Below are 19,608 nucleotides of genomic sequence, written 5' to 3' on the forward strand. Positions count from 1 at the left end.
ACGATGATCGCACGCCTGCGGATGGCACTCGTCGTGGCGGGCGCGCTGGCCCTGGCGGGCCGGGCGGAGGCGGCCTCGGCCCCGGCGGTCGAGGGCGAGAACGGCATGGTGGTCTCGTCCCAGGCCCTGGCCTCCCGGGTCGGGGCCGACATCCTGGCCGCGGGGGGCAACGCCGTCGATGCGGCGGTGGCGGTGGCCTTCGCCGAGGCGGTGGTGAACCCCTGCTGCGGCAACCTCGGCGGCGGCGGCTTCCTGCTGCTGCACATGGCCGACGGGCGCAGCCGCTTCGTGAACTTCCGGGAGAAGGCCCCCGGCGCGGCCAGCCGGGACATGTATCTCGACCCGGCGGGGAACGTCGTGAAGAACGCGACGCTCCGGGGCTGGAAGGCCGCCGGGGTGCCCGGCACGGTCCTCGGCCTCACCACCGCGCTGGCCCGCTACGGAGCCCTGCCCCTCGCGCAGGTCATGGCGCCGGCCGTCGCCCTCGCCCGCGACGGCTTCGTCCTGACCCGGGGCGACACCGACATCCTCGAGACCGGAACCGCGAAGTTCGCGGCGGATCCGGCGATCGCCCGCATCTTCCTGCGGCCCGACGGCACGCCGTTCCGGCCGGGGGACCGGCTGGTCCAGGCCGACCTCGCCCGGACGCTGGAGGCGGTCGCCCGATCCGGCGCCGACGCCTTCTACGGGGGGGACATCCCCCGCGCCGTGGCGGCGGCCTCGGGGCAGGGGGGCGGGCTCCTCACCGCGGCGGATTTTACCGCCTACACCGTCACCGACGACGCGCCGCTCGCCTGCACCTACCGCGGCGCGGCGATCCTCTCGGCCCCCCCGCCCTCCTCGGGCGGCACCACCCTCTGCGAGATGCTGACGATCCTCGACGGCTACGACATCGCCGGGGCCGGGTTCAATTCGGCGCGCGGCGTCCACCTGATGGTCGAGGCGATGCGGCGGGCCTATGCCGACCGCAACGCCTTCCTCGGCGATCCGGCCTTCGTCGAGAACCCCGTCGCCCGGCTGATCTCGCCGGACTACGCCCGCACCCTGCGGGCGGGGATCGACCCCGACCGGGCGACGCCCTCCGCCACGATCCGGCCCGATCCGGCCTTCCTCATGCCCCGGGAGAAGCCCGAGACGACCCACATCTCCGTCCTCGACAAGGCCGGCAACGCGGCCTCGCTGACCTACACGATCAACGGCTATTTCGGCGCGGGGGTGATCGCCCCCGGCACCGGCTTCTTCCTCAACAACGAGATGGACGACTTCACGGTCAAGGTCGGGGTGCCGAACCTGTTCGGCCTCGTCCAGGGCACGGCGAACGCCATCGCCCCGGGCAAGCGGCCCCTCTCCTCCATGGCGCCGACCATGGTCCTGCGCGGGGGCAGGCCGGTGATGGTGGTGGGCTCCCCGGGCGGCTCGCGGATCATCACCATCAACGCCCAGGTCATCGTGAACATGCTCGACTTTCGGATGCAGCCGCAGGCGGCGGTCGACGCCCCGCGCATCCATCATCAGTGGCTGCCGGACACGGTCTATGCCGAGCCCTTCGCCCTCTCGGCGGACACGCTGGCCGTGCTGAAGGGCATGGGCCACGCGGTGACGGTGCAGGTCCCCTGGGGGGCGCAGGAACTCATCGCCGTGCGCGGCGCCGCGCCGGGCGGGCCGGGCGCGGAATCCTCCGGCAACGACGCCTCGCGCACGGAGGGCATGCGGCCGGGAATCCTCTACGGCGCCAACGACAACCGCCGCCCGGCGGGGGCGGCCGTCGGCGAGTGAGCGGCCGAACCGGGATCAGTTGATCAGGCAGAAGCCCGCACCGGTGCCGACCCGCCGCCCGGGCGGGCAGGAGGGCTTGGCGGGGGCCTCGGAGGAGGGCTGGACGGAGCCGGTCGTGCCCGGCTCGACGCCGCGCAGCCACCCGCCCGGCCGCGGGGCCTGCGCCGCCACCGCCACCGAACCTGCGCTGGCCAGGGCCGGCGCCGCGAGCATGAGGCACGCGGTCGAGAAGGCAGCGAGCCGCATCATCGAATCGTCCCCCTCCACCCGAACCCCGCCCACGGGCGGGGAGGTACGGCAGGAGTGTCGCGGCGGCCCGTAAAGGCTTCCCTTAGAAGAGGAGTTAACGAGGCGGAATTCCCGCTCCGCGACGCGGGGCGCCTACCGGAACGACGGCCACGCGCCGGGGATGCTCGCCCCGTAGCCCCAGCCGGTGAAGGGCGGGGCGGCGACCTCCTCCCGCGTGGCGGGGGGGAGGGTGGCGGCGAGGGACCTGCGGTGCCGCCATGCCGGCCAGAGGGTCTCGGCATCCCGCGCGGCCATCCGCGTCAGCACCCGGTCGGAATCGGTGGAGACGGCGCCGGGCCGGTGTCGGGGGGAGGGGCGCGCCTGGGCGGCCCCCACCGCCGCGACGAGGGCGGCGGCGAGGCAGAGCGTGTGGGCGGGGCGGGTGGGCATGGGCCGGCTCAGTACCCGTCGTAATAATCGGCAGGGGAGGGGCCGAAGCCGTCGATCCCCACCGGGTCCACGGCGCGCGGGCGGCGGACCGGGACGGAGTAGGTGACCGCGCGCGCGCCGGTCTGGTCGTCGTCGAACGAGGCGGCGCCGTAGCCCCGGCGGTCCGCGCCGCGGGAGCGGCCCCCGCCGTCGGCCACGAGGGCGCCCTCGCCCTCGATCCGCACCTGGGTGTGGCCCACCCCCTGCGCCTTCACGAGGCCGAACAGGGTGGCGGCGTTGCGCACCGAGAGGCGCACGCAGCCATGCGAGACCGGGCGGCCGAGGCTGCGGACGTGGTTGGTGCCGTGGATGGCGTGGCCCTGGTTCGTGAAGAACATGGCGTAGGGCATCGGGGCGTCGTCCCACTCCTTCGAGAAGTGGGTCTTCTCCATGCGGAACGGCCGGAAGCTGCCGGAGGGCGTGTCGTAGCCCGCGCCACCGGTCGAGACCGGCCAGGAATAGCGCGGTGCCCCATCGACGGCGACGTCCATCCGCTGGGCCTCCTTGTCCACGGTGATCACCACGTCGGCCCGCGCCGCGGGAGCCCCGAGGGCGAGGAGGAGGGCGGACAGGAGGAGGGCGGATCGGGCACGCATCGGTGGATCCCCACGGGGCGAGGGTGGCGGGAGGCAGGGGTTGCGGAGCATCGGCGGGGCGTTCTGCTCAAGCTACGCCCCGCGACCCCTCCGGTTCCAGGGCCGCGTACTCGGACTCCGGCGGATCCCGGCGCGGCGGGGCTGGATTTCCGGGCCGGAACCGTGCGTGGTGCGCCCTCCGCACGAAGCCGGGACTGGCCGATGAAGCTCCTCTATTCCCCCGCCTCCCCCTATGCCCGCAAGGTCCTGGTGCTGGCCCACGAGACCGGCCAGGCCGGCGCGATCGAGGTCGTCACCGCCGGGACCTCGCCGACGGCGGGCGCCCCCGAGGTCGCCCCGCACAACCCCCTCGGCAAGGTCCCGGCGCTGGTGCTGGACGACGGCACCTGCCTGTTCGACAGCCGGGTGATCTGCGAATACCTCGACATGCGCTCCGAGGGCGCGCACCTCTTCCCCGAGGGGGCCGAGCGCTGGGACGCCCTGACCCGGCAGGCGCTCGCCGACGGCATGCTCGATGCCGCGCTGATCACCCGCTACGAGCGCGTGCTGCGGCCGCAGGAGCGCCGCTGGGACGCCTGGGACGCGGGCCAGATCGGGAAGATCACCGCCGGCCTCGACCGGATCGAGGCCATCGTCGCCGACATGCCCGTCCTCGACATCGGCACCGTCGCCATCGCCTGCGCGCTGGGCTACCTCGATTTCCGCTTCCCCGAACTCGCGTGGCGCGACGGCCGCCCGGCCACGGCGGCCTGGTACGCGGTGTTCGAGGCGCGGCCCTCCATGACCGCGACGGTCCCCCCGCAGGGCTGACGGCACGGGGCGTCTTCCCTCCCCCCACAGGAAGGGGGGGGAGGGGAGGCGGCCTACCGCAGGGGCGTCTTCGCATAGGGGTGCGACGAGGCCAGCGGGTCGCCGAAGAAGCCCTCCACCGTGCTCGCCCCCGTGCCGAAGGTGATCAGCAAAAACCCCCCGGCCAGGGCGAAGTTCTTGAGGAAGTCCCAGAACAGCTCCCGGCCCTTGCCCCCGGACCAGAAGTCCCCGGGCTTCCAGAACGGCTTCCACAGCAGGGCGGTGACGCCGCAATAGCCCGCCATCACGAAGGCGGCGGCCCGGTCGGCCACCCCCGTCAGGATGCAGGCCGACATCCCGATCTCCACCGTCAGCCCGAGCAGGATCAGCACGACCGCCGGCGCCGTGGCATGCACCGCCTGCTTGGCCTGACCCACGGCGCCCCTGAAGTTCAGGATCTTGTCGAGGGCGCTGAACGGCAGGAACAGCAGGACGAGGAGAAGGCGGACGAGGAAGGCGATCGCGACGCTGAGGCTTGTCATCCGGTCCGGGGCTCCGTTTCGCCAGCAGGTGTGACAGGTGGCGCGGATTGCAAGGAACACGGGCCGATTGCCGGAAAATGGGGCTTTGGCCCAGGGCGCTCCTGCACTAATGTCGCACTGCCCATCACGACGATGCGGGAGAGACCGGGACCGTCCGACAGAGACGGCCCGGCGCCGACGGAGCAACCGCCCCGGAAACTCTCAGGCACCAGGAACCGTGTCGTCGGGGCGATCTGGAGAGAGGTGCGGCGGTGATTCCGCTGGCACCCGCCGAAGGGGACGTCCGTGCCCACCGCCTCGCCGGGGCGGTGCCGGATCAAACTCTCAGGCACCGAGACAGATGGGGCGCAACCGGCCGGCGGCACACGACGCCGGCTCCATGCGTCCATCCGTGTTCCGGAGTCCCTTGTCCATGACCCATGTCGCCGTGATCGGCGCCGGCATCACCGGCGTGACGACAGCCTATGCCCTGAACGCCCGGGGCTACCGCGTCACAATCCTCGACCGCAACCGCTACGCCGCGATGGAGACCTCCTTCGCCAACGGCGGCCAGCTCTCGGCCTGCAACGCCGAGGTGTGGAACAAGCTCTCGACGGTGATCCAGGGCCTGCGCTGGATGGCCCGGCGCGACGCGCCGCTGCTGATGAACCCCGCCCCCTCCTGGCACAAGCTGTCGTGGATGGCCGAGTTCGTCCGGGAGATGGCCCATTACCGGGAGAACACCGTCGAGACCGTGCGCCTCGCGATCCGCGCCCGGGAGGCCCTGTTCGCCATGGCCCGGGAGGAGGGGATCGACTTCGACCTCAAGACCCGCGGCATCCTGCATTTCTACCGGGACCGGGCGGCCTTCGAGAAGGCGGCCAAGGTCAACGCCCTGCTGCAGGAGGGCGGGCTGGAGCGCCGGGCCGTCACGCCGGAGGAGATCCGGGCCCTCGAGCCGACGCTCGCCGGCGCTTATTACGGCGGCTTCTTCACCCCGTCGGACGCCACCGGCGACATCCACAAGTTCACCCGCGGCCTCGCCGCCGCCTGCGCCCGGAAGGGCGTGCGCTTCCTCCACGATGCCGCCGTCGAGGCGATCGCGCCCGGCGGGGCGGGCGGCCACGTCGTCCGCTGGCGCCCGGCCGGGCAGGCGGAGGCTCCGGCGCGGTCCGAGGCGGTCGATGCGGTGGTGATCTGCGCGGGCACCGGCAGCCGGTACTTCGCGGGCCTGCTCGGCGACCGGGTGAACGTGTATCCGGTCAAGGGCTACTCGATCACCGTGAACCTCCACACGGCGGAGGCGCGGGCGGCCGCGCCGGAGGTGAGCATCCTCGACGAGGCGACGAAGATCGTCACCAGCCGGCTGGGGGACGACCGCTTCCGGGTGGCCGGCACCGCCGAGTTCAACGGCTTCAACCGCGACATCCGCCACGACCGGATCCAGCCCCTGGTGGACTGGACGCGGGCGCAGTTCCCCGGCGTCGACACCGACCGGGTGGTGGCCTGGAGCGGCCTGCGGCCGATGCTGCCGAACATGCTGCCCAAGGTCGGGCGCGGGCGCCGGGCGGGGGTGTTCTACAACACCGGCCACGGCCATCTCGGCTGGACCCTGTCGGGGGCGACCGCCGAACTCGTGGCCGAGGCGGTGGCGGCCGAGCACGCCCCGGAGGAGACGAGCCTGCGGCTGGCGGCGTAGCCTGAAGATCGGCAGCCGGCCCCACCCCGTCACCTCGAGCCGGGGGCCGGCCGAAAAGCCCCTGTCCCCCCCCTGGACCTCATCCTGAGCTGCGGCGAGAGCCACCGCGAAGGAGGGCTCCAGGGATCGCCGCGCGCTCCGGACGCCTCCTTCGAGGCCCGCGTCGCGGGCACCTCAGGATGAGGGGGGGAGGGTGGGATCGGGGGCGGGCGGCGCCGGGCCCACGGAGGGGGCGGCGCCGGGCACCGAATAATGTATTATCCCGACGAAGCGCGACGACCGACCGAGGCGCGATGACGACGAACCCTGCCTATATCGACCCCGTCGATGGGACGACCTACCCCATCGGCACCCCGCGCTGGCGCTCGGAGGCGGGCCGCCCGCTGATGATCACCGACCTGCCCGGCCTCGGCCGGGACGGGATCGAGACCGGCACGCGCTCGCTCTGGCGCTATGCCGGCGCCCTGCCGGTGGCGGTGGCGGATCCGATCACCCTGGGGGAGGGCTGCACGCCCCTGGTGCGCCGGCCCTGGAACGGCGGGCACGCCCATTTCAAGCTCGAATGGTTCGCCCCCTCGGGCAGCTTCAAGGACCGGGGCGCCGCGGTGATGCTCTCGATCCTGCGCGAGCAGGGGATCGCCGCGGTGCTGGAGGATTCCTCCGGCAACGGCGGCGCGGCGGTGGCGACCTACGCCGCCGCGGCCGGGATGCGGGCCAAGATCCTCGTGCCGGCCTCCACCTCCCCGGCCAAGACCGTGCAGATGCGGGCGGCGGGCGCGGAGATCGAACTGATCCCCGGCACCCGCCAGGACACCGCGGACGCGGCCGTGGCCCAGGCCGATTCGATCTTCTACGCCAGCCACAACTGGCAGGCGCATTTCCTCCAGGGCACCAAGACCCTCGCCTACGAGCTGTGGGAGGATCTGGGCTTCCGGGCGCCGGACGCGGTGATCATCCCCTGCGGCGCGGGCAGCAACGTGCTCGGCTGCGACATCGGCTTCCGCGAACTGCTCCGGCGGGGGGAGATCGACCACCTGCCCCGGCTCTACGCGGTGCAGCCGGCCCATTGCGCGCCGCTCCAGGCGGGGTTCGCGGCCGGGGCGGAGGACGCCCTGCCGGTCGATCCGCGCCCGACGCTGGCCGAGGGCGCCTCGATCGCCAAGCCGGTGCGCGGGCGGGAGGTGCTGGCGGCGCTGCGCCGGTCCCGGGGCGGGGCGGTGGCGGTCTCGGAAGCCGCCATCGAGCGGGCGCTCCACGCCCTCGCCCGGTCCGGCCTCTACGTCGAGCCCACCTGCGCCATGGCCGCCGCCGCCCTCACCGACCTCACGGCGAGCGGGGCGATCCGCGCCGGAGAGACGACGGCCGTGATCCTGACCGGCACCGGCATCAAGGCCACGCCCCGCATCGCCGACCTGCTCGACGCGACCCCCTGAGCCCGAATCCCCGGAGGAACCCCATGCGCAACACGATTCCCGCCGCCGTCGGCATGCCGGTCGAGGAGGTCGACACCCCCTGCCTCGTGGTCGATCTCGACGCCTTCGAGCGCAACGTCGAGACGCTCGGCCGCTACATGCGGGAGCACGGCCTGCGCCACCGCGCCCACGCCAAGACCCACAAGTCCGCCGACATCGCCCTGATCCAGATGGAGCGGGGCGGGGCCTGCGGCGTGTGCTGCCAGAAGGTCAGCGAGGCCGAGGCCCTGGTGAGCGCCGGCATCCGCGACGTGCTGGTCTCGAACCAGGTGGTCGCCCCCCGGAAGATCGAGCGCCTGGCCGCGCTCGCCACCCGCGCCCGGGTGCTGGTCTGCGTGGACGACATCGGCAACGTCGACGACCTCTCGGCGGCGGCGGTGAAGTACAACGCGACCCTCGAATGCCTCGTGGAGATCGATGTCGGCGCGGGCCGGTGCGGCGTCCAGCCCGGCGAGCCGGCCGTGGCCATCGCCAAGCGCATCGCCGCGGTGCCGGGCCTGACCTTCGCCGGCCTGCAGGCCTACCAGGGCAAGGCCCAGCACGTCCGCGACCACGGCGAGCGCCGGGCGCTGATCCAGGGGGCGATCGACGAGACCCGGCGCACCGTGGACCTGCTGAAGGCCGAGGGCCTGGCCTGCGACATCGTCGCGGGGGCGGGCACCGGCAGCTTCGAGATGGAGGGCGCCAGCGGCGTCTACAACGAGCTGCAATGCGGCTCCTACGTGTTCATGGATGCCGACTACCAGCGCGTCCGCGATTCCGGCGACCGGCCGATCTCGGCCTTCGAGAACAGCCTGTTCATCGTCACCTCGGTGATGAGCAAGGCCAAGGCGGACCTCGCGATCTGCGACGCCGGCCTGAAGGCCCAGAGCGTCGACAGCGGCATGCCGGTGGTGTTCGGCCGGAGCGACGTGGAGTACCTCAAGGCCTCCGACGAGCACGGGGTGATCGCCGATCCGGGCAACGTGCTGCGCCTCAACGACCGGCTCAAGCTGATCCCCGGCCATTGCGACCCGACGGTGAACGTCTACGACTGGCTCGTGGGCGTGAGGAACGGCCGGGTCGAGGCCCTCTGGCCGGTCACCGCCCGGGGGGCGTGCCTGTAGGGCTCCCGGCCGGTGCGGCCGAAGACCGGTTTGCGCACAGGAGGCCGGGGGCGCTAGGTCCCGGCCGCATGAGCGCACAGACCGAAAAGCGAATCCGCGTCGTCGGCATCGGCACGGGCGACCCCGACCACCTGACCCTCCAGGCGGTGCGGGCGCTCTCGGACGTCGATGCGGTGTTCGTCCTCGACAAGCGCGCCGAGACCGCCGACCTCGTGGAGATCCGGCGGCGGATCTGCCAGGCGCACATCGCCCGGCCCTACCGCCTCGTGACGGTGGACGACCCGCCCCGCGAGCGGAACCCGGCCGACTACGCCGCGACGGTGGAGGCGTGGCACGCCGCCCGCGCGGACCGGCTGGAGACGGCCTTCGGCGCGCTGGCCGACGGGGAGGTGGGCGCCCTCCTCGTCTGGGGCGATCCCGCCCTCTACGACAGCACCCTGCGCATCCTGGAGCGGATCGCGGCGCGGGGGCGCCTCTCGCTCGCCTGCGAGGTCGTCCCCGGCCTCTCCAGCGTGCAGGTGCTCTGTGCCCGCCACGCCGTGCCCCTCAACGCCATCGGCGGCACGGTCGCCATCACCACCGGCCGGCGCCTCGCCGCCGGCTGGCCCGAGGGGGCCGAGAGCGTGGTGGTGATGCTCGACGGCGACCCGTCCTTCGCGGGCTTGGACCCGGACCTGACGATCCATTGGGGCGCCTATCTCGGCGGCGCGGACGAGATCCTGGTCGCCGGGCGGCTGGGCAGCGTGGGGGACGACATCCGCCGCCTGCGCGCGCAAGCCCGGGCCCGCCACGGCTGGATCATGGACATCTACCTGCTGTCGCGGCAGGGGGCGGGCACCCTCGCCGGGCGCCCGTGACGGCCATGACCGTGCTGCGGCTGCGGGACTACCAGCGGGCGAGCCTCGCCGCGCTCCGGGGCGCCTGGGAGCGGGGAGGGGATGCGGGCCGCCTCGTCGTGCTGCCGACCGGGGCGGGCAAATCCCTGGTCATCGCGGCCCTGGCCCGGGAGACCCTGGCACAGGCCCCCCTCGCCCGGGTCGCCATCGTCACCCACAGCCGGGAGCTGGTCGCCCAGAACTTCGCCGCGCTGAAGCGCCACTGGCCGGAGGCGCCGGCCGGGATCTTCTCGGCCGGGCTCGGGCGGCGGGAGGCGGGGGCGCAGGTGCTGGTCTGCTCGATCCAGTCGGTGGCCGACCGGCTCGCCGCGGTCGGAGCGCGGGACCTCGTGATCGTGGACGAGGCGCATCTCATCCCCCGCTCCGCCGAGACCCGGTACGGGCGCTTCCTGGCGGGGCTCGCCGCCCTCGCCCCGGCGATGCGCGTCGCGGGCTTCACGGCGACGCCCTACCGCCTCGATTCCGGGCGACTCGACGAGGGGCCGGGCCGGCTGTTCTCCGGCATCGCCTACGAGGCCGACACCGGCGACCTGATCCGCCGGGGCTACCTCTCGCCGCTGGTCTCCAAGGCGACCCTGACGCAGCTCGACGTGACCGGCATCGGCCGGCGCGGGGGCGACTACATCCCCAGCGAGCTCGAGGCGGCGGTCAACCACGACTGGATCACGAAGGCCGCCGTCGCCGAGTTGGCGGAGTACGGCCGGGACCGCCGGGCGTGGCTCGCCTTCTGCGCCGGCCTCGCCCACGCGGCGTCCGTGCGCGACGCCGTGCGCGGGGAGGGCTATTCCTGCGAGACCGTCGAGGGCGGCACGCCCCGGCGGGAGCGGGACCGGATCCTCGCCGCCTTCCGGGCGGGCGAGATCCGCTGCCTGACCTCGGTGGGCGTGCTCGGGACCGGCTTCGACGCCCCGGCGGTCGATCTGGTGGCCCTCCTGCGGCCGACCCGGAGCACGGGGCTCTACGTGCAGCAGGTCGGCCGGGCCCTGCGCCCGGCGCCGGGCAAGGCGGACGCGCTGATCCTCGACTATGCCGGGCTGGTGCGGATGCACGGGCCGGTCGATGCCGTCACCGTCCGCACGGCGGAGGCGGTGCGCGGCGGGGCAGGGGGCCTGCGGGCCAAGCCCTGCCCCGGCTGCGGCGCCCTGATCGCCCTCAACGCCTCGACCTGCGAGGCGTGCTGGACCGAGCCGGAGGCGGAGCGGGAGCCGGGCCACGACGCCGCCGCCGACGACGAGCTGCCGATCCTCTCGGGGGCGGCGCTGCCGCCCGCCCGGCCCGCCGACGGCCCTGCCCCGGAGGCGGAGTGGCGCCCGGTCGTCTCCTGGAGCCTGGAGCGCGCGCCGGACGGGCTGGACGTGGTCCTCGACTGGGACGAGGGCGCCCGGGAGGGATGCTGGCGGGTCCGCCTGCGGCCGGAGGGCCGCGGCTACGAGCGCGAGAAGGCGGTGCTGTGGTGGCGCGGCCTCGGCGGCGGCCGGGATGCCCCCATGGATGCGGCGGGCTTCCTCGCCGCCGCCGACACGCTGGAAGCGCCGGGGGCGATCCGGGTGACCGAGAAGGCGCTGTCGCGGGAGATGGCCTGCCGGACCGCCGACGGCCGCATCCTCGGCGACGTCCACCGCCTCGCCGAGCGCGCCGCCTGACCCCGGCGGGGCAGGGGCGGGGGGCGGAATGTTGGCGGTGGGGTGTCGGCGAAGGGCGAGGGGGCCTGCACCGCCCTCACCCCGAATCCCGGGTCCCCGCACGGGGAGATCGCCCGCCCCGGCGCTCGCTCCGAAGTGCCGCGTCGGCGGCTCGGCGGGTGGCTGGACCGGCCTCCGACCCCCCTTCCCCGCCTCGGATCCACCCCTTAAGTTCCATAATATATCTTATGCGAACTCCAGATCCGGGGGCCGGAGGGCCTTCCTCGCGCGAGGCGCGCTCACGCCCACCGCGCCCTCAGGCGCGCCCACAGGTCCTGGGCCGTGAACGGGGCAGGCGGCGTCGGCAGGGCCGGTGGAGCCCCCTGCCCCGGGATCGGACCCCGGCTGAAGCGCCCGCCGGCCGACCAGAAGGCATCCCGGTCGCTCCCGACCAGGGCGAGGCCCACCGGCTCGCGCGCCGCATGGCCGAGGCGGCCGGAGGCCCAGACGGGCTGCCAGCAGCGGCGAAGGGTGAGGTCGGCGTCGCGGCCGGCGAGGCGGGCGTAGCCGGACGCCGCGAAGATGCGCTCGCCCCCGAACGCCTCCGGAATCCAGACCCAGCTCGCGAAGGTGTAGATCGCCGTCGGGTCGAAGCCGGCCGGGTCGACCATCCGGGTGAAGCCGTTGAACCCGGCCGCCCGCCGCCGCCCGGCATGCCGCCGCAGGCCGCCGGGCAGCCGCAGGGCTTCGGGGAAGGCGCCCGCCCCGAGATCCGTCGGCGCCTCGCCCCGCTCCAGCGCCCAGGCGCCGTCCACGAGGTGCATCCAGGGCTCCAGATCGACCTCCCAGGCCCGGGCGGTGGGGGCGAAGCGGCGCACCCTCCCCTCGATCAGCCTTTCGCCGACCCGCCGGACGGGCTCCGGACGCCAGCCGGGGCCCGCCTCCGTGACCCGCAGGAGCGTCGAGGGCCCGTGCGCCCAGACCGCCTCGGCCAGCCGCGCGAAGTCGCCCTCCGGCTCGTCGCGGGCGACCTTCCGCACCAGGACCGTCGACCCGGCGGCCAATTCGTCCAGCATCTTGCCCTTGAGATGGGCGAGGCGGCCGTATTCCCGGGCGAGGAGGGGCTCGGGCGCGATGGCACCGGGCGCCTGCCCGGTATTCGCCCAGATGTTGTAGGCCCGGCTGTGGCAGTAATAGGCGCCACCCTCGCTGACGGAGAGGTGCAGGTCGCCCGGCGCCCCGAGATCCGCGAAGCCGCAGCGCAGGCCGCGGATGAGGTCCTCCATCGGCGTGTAGGCGAAGCGCAGCAGGCCGGAGGGCTCGACGCCGCCGTAGCGCTGCACGAACCCGAACTCGCAATTGTCGCCGAGGCTGCGGAAGCCATGCATCCGCCGCGCGAGGGAAGCGGCCGCCCCGTGGTCCATCCCCGTCCCTGTCGCCGCTTGCCGTCCCGCATCCATCGCGGGCAGATCGTGGGTTCGGGGGGCGTTTGTCCAGCCCCGCCGCCCCGGTGCCCTCAGCGCACCGACACCTTCACCTCGGATTCGTAGCCGGTGCCGTCGGCGTTGATCACGAGCACCCGGAAGGAATCCAGGCCCTCGAACCCGTCCTCGCCCTGGTAGACCATCCGCTTCCCCGGCACCTTGCGGCCGTTGCACTCGGCGAGCGGCGAGGAGGGCGCGTATTGCGGGAAGGACTGGGCCTCCTCGACGGTCACCCGGCCGTGCCGCGGCTGCGACAGCAGGCGGATCACCACGGGCCCCTGCGAGGAGCAGTCGGGGAACAGCGAGGCGTAGAAGGCGATCGTCCGCGCCTCCCCCCGCGGCACCATGCGCTGCAGGCCGTAGGCGGCGGTGGCCGGGACGGGGCCGGGCGCGGCGGTGACCGGGTCGCCCCCCAGCGAGGTGGCGAGGATCGCGGCGAGACGGGTGAGCATGGCGAGCGCCTCGGGGGCCGGTGCCGTCCCCGGGGGGAGGGCGCAGGCCGGAGCGGAACAGACGGCCGGGATACCCCCGCGCGCCGGACCCTGCCAGATTCCCCGGGCCTCCGGGGGCCGCAATTCGCAGGGGAATGCCCCTCCCCGGCCGGGAAACCGGCCGATGCCACACGCCATGCGGGATTTATAAAACTCCACACAACCTAGACGATGGGTGCCCCCCCGTGGCGGGCCGGGGGAGGGCCGCCCCCGAATCAGGCCGCCCCCGGCTCCATGGGGATGGAGAGGCGGAACGAAGTCCCCTGCCCCGTCGGCGGGATCGTCAGCGTGCCGGCGAGCTGGCGGGCGAGGCTGCCGACCACACGCATGCCGAGGCTCTTCGAGGCGCGGCCGATCTCGAACCCGTCCGGCAGGCCGACCCCGTCGTCGGCCACCTCGACGCAGAGCCCGCCGGCCTCCCGCTCGGCCCGGACCCGGATCTCGCCGCCCCCGGGGAAACGCGCCGCCGGGTAGGCGTATTTCAGGGCGTTGGTGACGAGTTCGTTGACCAGCAGCCCGATGGGGATGGCGAGATCGGCCGAGAGCCTCTGCGGCTCGGCCCTGCAGGTCAGGCGATGGGTGGGGGCGCCGCTGGCGAGGTTGACGACGAGCTTGTCGAGGAAGGGCGCGAGGTCGATCTCGCCGGGCACCGCCTCCCCTGCCCCGCCCCCCTCGGGCTCGGCGCCGCCCTGGCGCCAGAGCTGGTCGTGCACCACGGCGATGGCCTCGACCCGGCTGCGGGCGTCCTGGAGGGCGGCGAGCACGGCGGGCTCGCCCTCGTTCGCGCGGGCCTGGAGGGTGAGCAGGCTCGCGACGATGGCGAGGCTGTTCTTGACCCGGTGGCTCATTTCCCGGGCGAGGAGGTCCTGCCGGGCGAGGGCGGCCCGGAGCAGCGCCTCCGTGCGGTGGCGCTCGATGGCGCTGCCGAGGAGGTTGGCGAAGCCCTGCATGAAGGCGATGTCCGCCTCCTCGAACATGCCCTCCCGGCTGTCGTCCACCTCCAGCACCCCGAAGGCCCCGTCGCGGTTCTCGATCAGCACGTTGATCGCCCGGCGGATGCCGTGCTCGGCCATGAGCTGCGGCGTGCGGAACCGCGTCTCGACGGCGAGGTGGTTCGAGATGACCGGGCGGCCGGTCTTGAGGGCGTAGCCCGCGGGCGAGGCGAGGTCCGCCCCGACCGTGGCTTGGCCGATCACGTCCGACTTCCAGCCGACCCCGGCCCTCACCAGCAGCGTGTCCTGGCCGCGCAGGTATTCGAGCGCCTTGCAGTACTCGGCGCTCATCCCCTGCGCGCACAGGGCGGTGGCCCGCTGCAGCAGGATGCCGAGATCGGTGCTTCGCAGGGCCTCGACGCCGAATTCGGAGAGGATCGCCTGCTGGCGCAGGCGCGCCTCGACATCGGCCGAGGGTCCGGGAGAGGGCGCGGCCTCCGGGGTGGCTTCGATGCGCGGCGCGTCGGGTCGTGCGGACATGGCGGGCGGGACGGTACCAGCAGGGCGGACCGAGCGCGACATCCCGCGCCGGGGGAGGAATCGCCGGCCACGCGGCGTTTCGTCCTGGCCTGGACCTCCGGACGCGCGGCCCGCGTTCCGCCGGTTCGACTGACCAGACCTGTGGTGCGCCGATGGCCGACGTGAACGGACTCTCCGACCATGCCCTCTCGATCCTGGCCTTCGCGGCCTACCACCGCCTGGTCAGCGGCGAACGCGTGACCTCCGTGGTGCGCAAGGACGGGGCCGGGCACGAGGCGGACCCGAAGGGCGTCGAGGAACTGACCGGGCGCGGCCTGGCCACCGCGGACGAGGCGGCGATCACCCTCGGCGACGAGGCCCAGGAGGCGGTCGAGACCCTCGTGGCCGCCCTGCGCAAGGCCCTGGGCTGAGGGCCGTCCCAACGGCGCCCACGATGACGGGCCCTGCTGCCGGGGCCCTTGCCCCGTCGCGTCGTCCGGTGAGGTTGCGCACATTCCCCGGCGGGGTGGGCTCGCCGCCCGGCCGCGTTCGTCTACTTGTAACCGTTCCAGCCTGAACACGCCGGAACCCGACCATGACCATACCCATCAGGCTCACCCTGAACGGGAAGCCGCACGCCATCGACCTCGATGACCCGCGTGTCACGCTCCTCGACCTGCTGCGGGAGCGGCTCGGTCTCACCGGCGCCAAGAAGGGCTGCGACCGCGGCCAGTGCGGCGCCTGCACGGTGCTGGTGGATGGGCGGCGGATCAATTCCTGCCTGCAGCTCGTCGCGAGCCTCGACGGGGCCGACGTGCTGACGATCGAGGGCCTGTCGGAGGGCGACGCCCTCCACCCGGTCCAGGCCGCCTTCATCGCCCATGACGGGTTCCAGTGCGGCTTCTGCACGCCGGGCCAGATCATGAGCGCGGTGGGCCTCATCCGCGAGGGCCGGGCCGGGACCGATCCGGAGCGCATCCGCGAGGGGATGAGCGGCAACCTCTGCCGCTGCGGCGCCTATGCCGGCATCCTGGAAGCCGTGAAGGACGCCAGCGGCCGCATGGAACACCGGGAGGACGCCGCGTGATTCGCTTCGACTACACCCGCGCCGCCAGCGTCGCCGACGCCCTCGCCACCGCCCGGCAGCCCGGCACGGCCTTCCTCGCCGCCGGCACCAACCTCGTCGACCTAATGAAGGGCGGCGTCACGAATCCCGAGCGGGTCGTGGACATCACCCGCCTCCCCGGCCTGTCGGGGATCGAGGCGCTGCCGGATGGAAGCGTGCGCATCGGGGCGCTGGCCCGCAACAGCGACGTGGCGGACGACCCCCACATCGCCAGGACCTACCCGATGGTGGCCGAGGCCCTGCTGGCCGGCGCCTCGGCGCAGCTGCGCAATGCGGCCACCGTGGGCGGCAACCTGCTGCAGCGGACCCGCTGCCAGTACTTCACCGACGCCGTGTCCCCCTGCAACAAGCGTCAGCCCGGCTCGGGCTGCGCCGCCACCGGCCACGCCACCCGCCTCCACGCGGTGCAGGGCTGGAGCGACCACTGCATCGCCACCAACCCCTCCGACTTCTGCGTGCCGCTGGCCGCCCTCGACGCCTCCGTCGAGATCGAGGGGCAGGGGGGACGGCGCAGCGTCAAGCTCACCGAGTTCCACCTCCTGCCCGGCGACCACCCGGAGCGGGAGACGGTGCTGGAGCCGGGCGAGCTCGTCACCGCCCTCACCCTCCCCGCCGAGGCGGCGGCGTTCGCCGGCCACGCCCGCTACCTCAAGGTCCGCGACCGCACCTCCTACGCCTTCGCCGTGGTGTCGGCGGCGGCGGCCCTGACCCTCGACGGCGGCCGGATCGGGCAGGCCCGCCTCGCCTTCGGCGGCCTCGCCCTGAAGCCCTGGCGCGTCACGGAGGCGGAAGGCGCGCTAGCCGGGAAGGCCCCCTCCCCCGAGGCCTATGCCGAGGCCGCCCGGATCGCCCTCGACGGGGCCAAGCCCTCCGGCGAGGCCAACGCCTTCAAGATCGAGCTCGCCCGCCGGGTGGCGGTGCGGGCCCTCTCCCTCGCGGCCGCCGGCACGCCCGCCCGCATCCCGGCGCTCCCCGCCTCCCCCTTCGGCATCGTGTGAGCCGGTTCCGTCATCGCGCGCACGGCGAGGCGACCCAGGGTCAGCGGGCCGCTTCAGACCGCAGCGCATCCCTGGATTGCTTCGCTTCGCCCGCACTGACGGGTTTGGGCGGGGCGTCCGTCGAGTTTCCTCTGAGGATCGTCCCATGACCTCGACCATCGAACCGGTCCGCCACGGATCGAGCATCGGCCAGCCCCTTACCCGGCGGGACGGCCCCCTCAAGGTCACGGGCCAGGCCCGCTTCGCCGCCGACAACCTGCCCCCCGGCACCCTGCACGCGGCCCTGTGCGTGGCCAAGATCGCCCGCGGCCGGGTGGCGAGCCTGGACGTCGCGGCGGCGGAGGCCCATCCCGGCGTCGTCGAGGTGATGACGCCGGAGAACGCCCCCACGCTCGCCAAGGACCCGGACCTGAAGGACGTGCCCTTCACGTTCCGGATCGACGTGCTGCAGAACGACAGGGTCCGCTACGCCAACCAGCCCATCGCCGTGGTGATCGCCGAGACCCTGGAAGCCGCCACCGAAGGCGTGCGGCTGCTCGCCCCGACCTACGAGGAGGAGACCCCGCGCATCGGCCTCGATGCCGGCGAGGTCTTCACCCCGGAGTCGGTGGGCGTCGGCGCCCCGCCGGAGCAGGTCGACGGCGACGTGGAGGCGGGCCTCGCCGCGGCGGCCAAGACCTTCACCGGCACCTACGAGACGCCGGCCCAGTACCACAACGCCATGGAGCCGCACGCGGCGGTGGCGAGCTGGGACGGCGACACGCTCCACCTGTTCATGCCGACGCAGGGGCTGGCCATCGCGCAGGGGCGGCTCGCGGGGCTGTTCGGCATCAAGCCCACCGACATCCACATCGACAGCCCCTATCTCGGCGGCGGCTTCGGCTCGAAGGGCGTGCCGGCCGGGCCGCAGGTGCTGGCCTGCATGGCGGCGCGGCTCACCGGCAAGCCGGTGAAGCTCGTGCCCACCCGCTCGCAGATGTACGGGCCGATGGGCCATCGCGGCCCGACCCGGCAGACGCTCCGCCTCGGCGCGGACGAGGCCGGCAAGCTCACGGCGCTGGACCACCACGTCCTCACCGCCTCCTCCAGCTTCGACGACTTCTTCGAGCCGGCGGGCCGGGTGACGACCACCCTCTACGCCAGCAAGGCCACCGCCATCCGCCACGAGGCGGTGCGGCTCGATACCGGCACGCCGCTGTTCATGCGGGGCCCCGGCGAGGCCTCGGGCAGCGTCGCCATCGAGAGCGCGCTGGACGAACTCGCCTTCGACCTGAACATGGACCCGCTGGAGTTCCGGCTGGCCAACTACGCCGAGGTCGAGCCCTTCTCCGGCAAGCCCTTCTCCTCGAAGGCCCTGCGGGAATGCTACGCCCGCGGCGCGCAGGCCTTCGGCTGGGCCGGGCGCCCGCTGAAGCCCCGCCAGACCCGCGACAAGGACGGGCTCCTCGTCGGCACCGGAATCGGCACCGCGACCTTCCCGGCCCTGATCTTCGAGGGGCAGGCCCGGGCCGAGATCCGGGCGGACGGCTCCGGCACGGTGGAGATCGGCGCCCTCGACATGGGCCAGGGCGCCTGGACGGCGCTGGCGCAGATCGCCGCCGACGGTCTCGGCCTCGGCATGGAGGCGCTGACCTTCAACATGGGCTCCTCCGACCTGCCGAATGCCGGCATCGCGGGCGGTTCGGGCCACACCGCCACCGCCGGCAACGCCATCCACGCGGCGGCGCAGGACGTGATCGCCCAGCTCACCACGCTGGCCGTGAACGACCAGGCCTCGCCCCTGTTCGGGGCCGGCAACGCGGGCGTGACGGCGGCGGGCGGGCGCCTCACCCGCCGGGACGACCCGAGCCGGAGCGAATCGTTCTCCGACATCCTCCACCGGGCCGGAAAGGCGAAGGTCGAGGGCAAGGGCAAGGCCGGGGCCGACCCCGCCGCGCAGAACTCCTACGCCATGCACGCCCACGGGGCGGTCTTCGCGGAGGTGAAGGTGGACCCCGACCTCGGTCAGGTGCGGGTGAGCCGGCTGGTGGGCGCCTTCGCCGCCGGGCGGATCATCAACCCGCACCTCGTGCGCAGCCAGTACTATGGCGGGATGATCTGGGGCCTCTCCTTCGCCCTGCACGAGCGGGCGGAGATGGACCCGCGCACCGGCCGGTTCCTCAACGACAACCTGGCCGAGTACCACGTGCCCGTGAACGCCGACATTCCGCCCATGGAGGCGATCCTCGTCCACGAGGAGGATTCGGTGGTGAACGCCCTCGGCGTGAAGGGCGTCGGCGAGATCGGCATCACCGGCACGGCCGGCGCCATCGCCAACGCCGTCTGGCACGCCACCGGGGTGCGGGTGCGCGACATCCCGATCACCCTCGACAAGCTGCTGGGCTGAGGCCGGGGGGCCTGCGCGCCCCGGTGATCAGCGCGCAGCGAAGCGGCAGGGGGATGCGGGCCGTGCCACAGGCCGCGGCGACGCCCTGGGTTGCTTCGCTTCGCTCGCAAGGACGGCGGCGCCGTCATGTGCCCCTCGCCGTCATCGCGAGCGCAGCGAAGCGACCCAGGGCGGCGGGCCGCTTCAGGGCGTAGCGGCTCCCTGGGTTGCTTCGCTGCGCTCGCAAGGACGGTGGCGCCGTCATGTGCCCCTCCCCGTCATCGCGAGCGCAGCGAAGCGACCCAGGGCGGCGGGTCGCTTCAGGGCATGGCGGCTCCCTGGGTTGCTTCACTGCGCTCGCAAGGACGGCGGCGCCGTCATGTGCCCCTCCCCGTCATCGCGAGCGCAGCGAAGCGACCCAGGGCGGCAGGTCGTTCCAGGCCGTAGCGGCTCCCTGGGTTGCTTCGCTGCGCTCGCAAGGACGGTGGTGCCGTCATGT

Annotated in this window: 18 protein-coding genes and 1 riboswitch; of the genes, 11 read left to right on the plus strand and 7 right to left on the minus strand. The window is 73.8% G+C overall.

Features of this window, described 5'->3' with window-relative positions; genetic code table 11:
* Positions 1-3: 3 nt before the first annotated feature.
* On the plus strand, positions 4-1,776 hold the full coding sequence (gene ggt / locus MKK53_RS08680; protein WP_243928285.1) for a gamma-glutamyltransferase: 1,773 nt from the start codon (positions 4-6) through the stop codon (positions 1,774-1,776).
* Between the two features lie 15 nt (positions 1,777-1,791).
* Here the strand turns inward: ggt and MKK53_RS08685 are convergent, their stop codons facing one another.
* From MKK53_RS08685 to MKK53_RS08695, 3 genes are all read right to left on the minus strand, one after another.
* Positions 1,792-2,025 (minus strand): hypothetical protein, encoded by a 234-nt coding sequence (locus MKK53_RS08685; RefSeq protein ID WP_243928286.1) that lies wholly within the window; start codon positions 2,023-2,025, stop codon positions 1,792-1,794.
* A 132-nt stretch (positions 2,026-2,157) separates the two neighbouring features.
* Positions 2,158-2,454: a hypothetical protein gene (locus MKK53_RS08690; protein WP_243928287.1), complete on the minus strand. Its 297-nt coding sequence runs from the start codon at positions 2,452-2,454 to the stop codon at positions 2,158-2,160.
* 8 nt (positions 2,455-2,462) lie between these two features.
* Positions 2,463-3,089, minus strand: a complete 627-nt coding sequence (locus MKK53_RS08695) for a L,D-transpeptidase (protein ID WP_243928288.1) — start codon at positions 3,087-3,089, stop codon at positions 2,463-2,465.
* Between the two features lie 201 nt (positions 3,090-3,290).
* Between MKK53_RS08695 and MKK53_RS08700 the strand changes: the two genes are divergently transcribed.
* Positions 3,291-3,899 (plus strand): glutathione S-transferase, encoded by a 609-nt coding sequence (locus tag MKK53_RS08700; RefSeq protein WP_243928289.1) that lies wholly within the window; start codon positions 3,291-3,293, stop codon positions 3,897-3,899.
* 53 nt (positions 3,900-3,952) lie between these two features.
* Here MKK53_RS08700 and MKK53_RS08705 read toward each other — a convergent pair whose 3' ends face one another.
* Positions 3,953-4,420, minus strand: a complete 468-nt coding sequence (locus MKK53_RS08705) for a DoxX family membrane protein (protein WP_243928290.1) — start codon at positions 4,418-4,420, stop codon at positions 3,953-3,955.
* 125 nt (positions 4,421-4,545) lie between these two features.
* Positions 4,546-4,648: riboswitch (glycine riboswitch) on the plus strand.
* Between the two features lie 184 nt (positions 4,649-4,832).
* On the opposite strand from MKK53_RS08705, the gene MKK53_RS08710 reads away from it, so the two are divergent.
* From MKK53_RS08710 to MKK53_RS08730, 5 genes are all read left to right on the plus strand, one after another.
* A complete protein-coding gene (locus tag MKK53_RS08710; protein ID WP_243928291.1) occupies positions 4,833-6,098 on the plus strand; it encodes a D-amino acid dehydrogenase in 1,266 nt (421 codons plus the stop codon).
* A gap of 293 nt (positions 6,099-6,391) precedes the next feature.
* Positions 6,392-7,531 carry a pyridoxal-phosphate dependent enzyme gene (locus MKK53_RS08715; RefSeq protein ID WP_243928292.1) on the plus strand — a complete coding sequence of 380 codons (1,140 nt, stop codon included), beginning with the start codon at positions 6,392-6,394 and terminating at the stop codon, positions 7,529-7,531.
* A 23-nt stretch (positions 7,532-7,554) separates the two neighbouring features.
* A complete protein-coding gene (locus tag MKK53_RS08720; protein WP_243928293.1) occupies positions 7,555-8,676 on the plus strand; it encodes a DSD1 family PLP-dependent enzyme in 1,122 nt (373 codons plus the stop codon).
* Between the two features lie 68 nt (positions 8,677-8,744).
* Positions 8,745-9,533, plus strand: coding sequence for a precorrin-6A synthase (deacetylating) (gene cobF, locus MKK53_RS08725; RefSeq protein WP_243928294.1), 789 nt, complete (start codon positions 8,745-8,747; stop codon positions 9,531-9,533).
* An 11-nt stretch (positions 9,534-9,544) separates the two neighbouring features.
* Positions 9,545-11,215 (plus strand): DEAD/DEAH box helicase, encoded by a 1,671-nt coding sequence (locus MKK53_RS08730; protein ID WP_243928312.1) that lies wholly within the window; start codon positions 9,545-9,547, stop codon positions 11,213-11,215.
* A gap of 278 nt (positions 11,216-11,493) precedes the next feature.
* On the opposite strand, the gene MKK53_RS08735 is transcribed toward MKK53_RS08730, so the two are convergent.
* The 3 genes from MKK53_RS08735 to MKK53_RS08745 form a co-directional block, all read right to left on the minus strand.
* The gene (locus MKK53_RS08735) at positions 11,494-12,618 is read right to left on the minus strand and encodes a hypothetical protein (RefSeq protein ID WP_243928295.1); all 1,125 of its coding nucleotides are present in this window, start codon (positions 12,616-12,618) and stop codon (positions 11,494-11,496) included.
* Between the two features lie 92 nt (positions 12,619-12,710).
* The gene (locus MKK53_RS08740; RefSeq protein ID WP_243928296.1) at positions 12,711-13,130 is read right to left on the minus strand and encodes a hypothetical protein; all 420 of its coding nucleotides are present in this window, start codon (positions 13,128-13,130) and stop codon (positions 12,711-12,713) included.
* A gap of 254 nt (positions 13,131-13,384) precedes the next feature.
* Complete coding sequence (locus tag MKK53_RS08745) at positions 13,385-14,641, minus strand: sensor histidine kinase (protein ID WP_243928297.1); 1,257 nt, start codon at positions 14,639-14,641, stop codon at positions 13,385-13,387.
* A gap of 152 nt (positions 14,642-14,793) precedes the next feature.
* Here MKK53_RS08745 and MKK53_RS08750 point away from each other — a divergent pair, with 152 nt between their 5' ends.
* The 4 genes from MKK53_RS08750 to MKK53_RS08765 all read left to right on the plus strand — a co-directional run bounded on the left by MKK53_RS08750 (position 14,794) and on the right by MKK53_RS08765 (position 19,130).
* The gene (locus MKK53_RS08750; RefSeq protein WP_243928298.1) at positions 14,794-15,051 is read left to right on the plus strand and encodes a hypothetical protein; all 258 of its coding nucleotides are present in this window, start codon (positions 14,794-14,796) and stop codon (positions 15,049-15,051) included.
* Between the two features lie 164 nt (positions 15,052-15,215).
* The gene (locus MKK53_RS08755; RefSeq protein ID WP_243928299.1) at positions 15,216-15,707 is read left to right on the plus strand and encodes a (2Fe-2S)-binding protein; all 492 of its coding nucleotides are present in this window, start codon (positions 15,216-15,218) and stop codon (positions 15,705-15,707) included.
* Positions 15,704-16,744, plus strand: a complete 1,041-nt coding sequence (locus tag MKK53_RS08760; protein ID WP_243928300.1) for an FAD binding domain-containing protein — start codon at positions 15,704-15,706, stop codon at positions 16,742-16,744. Before MKK53_RS08755 ends, MKK53_RS08760 begins: the two co-directional genes overlap by 4 nt.
* A gap of 145 nt (positions 16,745-16,889) precedes the next feature.
* Positions 16,890-19,130, plus strand: coding sequence for a xanthine dehydrogenase family protein molybdopterin-binding subunit (locus MKK53_RS08765; RefSeq protein WP_243928301.1), 2,241 nt, complete (start codon positions 16,890-16,892; stop codon positions 19,128-19,130).
* The last annotated feature ends 478 nt before the right edge of the window (positions 19,131-19,608 follow it).

The sequence above is a fragment of the Methylobacterium sp. J-076 genome (genome assembly GCF_022829405.1).
Lineage (GTDB): Bacteria > Pseudomonadota > Alphaproteobacteria > Rhizobiales > Beijerinckiaceae > Methylobacterium.

Excerpts from the sequence above, each read along its gene's own strand:
- ggt (WP_243928285.1), top strand. The coding sequence starts at position 4 with ATGATCGCACGCCTGCGGATGGCACTCGTCGTGGCGGGCGCGCTGGCC.
- MKK53_RS08685 (WP_243928286.1), bottom strand. The coding sequence starts at position 2,025 with ATGATGCGGCTCGCTGCCTTCTCGACCGCGTGCCTCATGCTCGCGGCG.
- MKK53_RS08690 (WP_243928287.1), bottom strand. The coding sequence starts at position 2,454 with ATGCCCACCCGCCCCGCCCACACGCTCTGCCTCGCCGCCGCCCTCGTC.
- MKK53_RS08695 (WP_243928288.1), bottom strand. The coding sequence starts at position 3,089 with ATGCGTGCCCGATCCGCCCTCCTCCTGTCCGCCCTCCTCCTCGCCCTC.
- MKK53_RS08700 (WP_243928289.1), top strand. The coding sequence starts at position 3,291 with ATGAAGCTCCTCTATTCCCCCGCCTCCCCCTATGCCCGCAAGGTCCTG.
- MKK53_RS08705 (WP_243928290.1), bottom strand. The coding sequence starts at position 4,420 with ATGACAAGCCTCAGCGTCGCGATCGCCTTCCTCGTCCGCCTTCTCCTC.
- MKK53_RS08710 (WP_243928291.1), top strand. The coding sequence starts at position 4,833 with ATGACCCATGTCGCCGTGATCGGCGCCGGCATCACCGGCGTGACGACA.
- MKK53_RS08715 (WP_243928292.1), top strand. The coding sequence starts at position 6,392 with ATGACGACGAACCCTGCCTATATCGACCCCGTCGATGGGACGACCTAC.
- MKK53_RS08720 (WP_243928293.1), top strand. The coding sequence starts at position 7,555 with ATGCGCAACACGATTCCCGCCGCCGTCGGCATGCCGGTCGAGGAGGTC.
- cobF (WP_243928294.1), top strand. The coding sequence starts at position 8,745 with ATGAGCGCACAGACCGAAAAGCGAATCCGCGTCGTCGGCATCGGCACG.
- MKK53_RS08735 (WP_243928295.1), bottom strand. The coding sequence starts at position 12,618 with ATGGACCACGGGGCGGCCGCTTCCCTCGCGCGGCGGATGCATGGCTTC.
- MKK53_RS08740 (WP_243928296.1), bottom strand. The coding sequence starts at position 13,130 with ATGCTCACCCGTCTCGCCGCGATCCTCGCCACCTCGCTGGGGGGCGAC.
- MKK53_RS08745 (WP_243928297.1), bottom strand. The coding sequence starts at position 14,641 with ATGTCCGCACGACCCGACGCGCCGCGCATCGAAGCCACCCCGGAGGCC.
- MKK53_RS08750 (WP_243928298.1), top strand. The coding sequence starts at position 14,794 with ATGGCCGACGTGAACGGACTCTCCGACCATGCCCTCTCGATCCTGGCC.
- MKK53_RS08755 (WP_243928299.1), top strand. The coding sequence starts at position 15,216 with ATGACCATACCCATCAGGCTCACCCTGAACGGGAAGCCGCACGCCATC.
- MKK53_RS08765 (WP_243928301.1), top strand. The coding sequence starts at position 16,890 with ATGACCTCGACCATCGAACCGGTCCGCCACGGATCGAGCATCGGCCAG.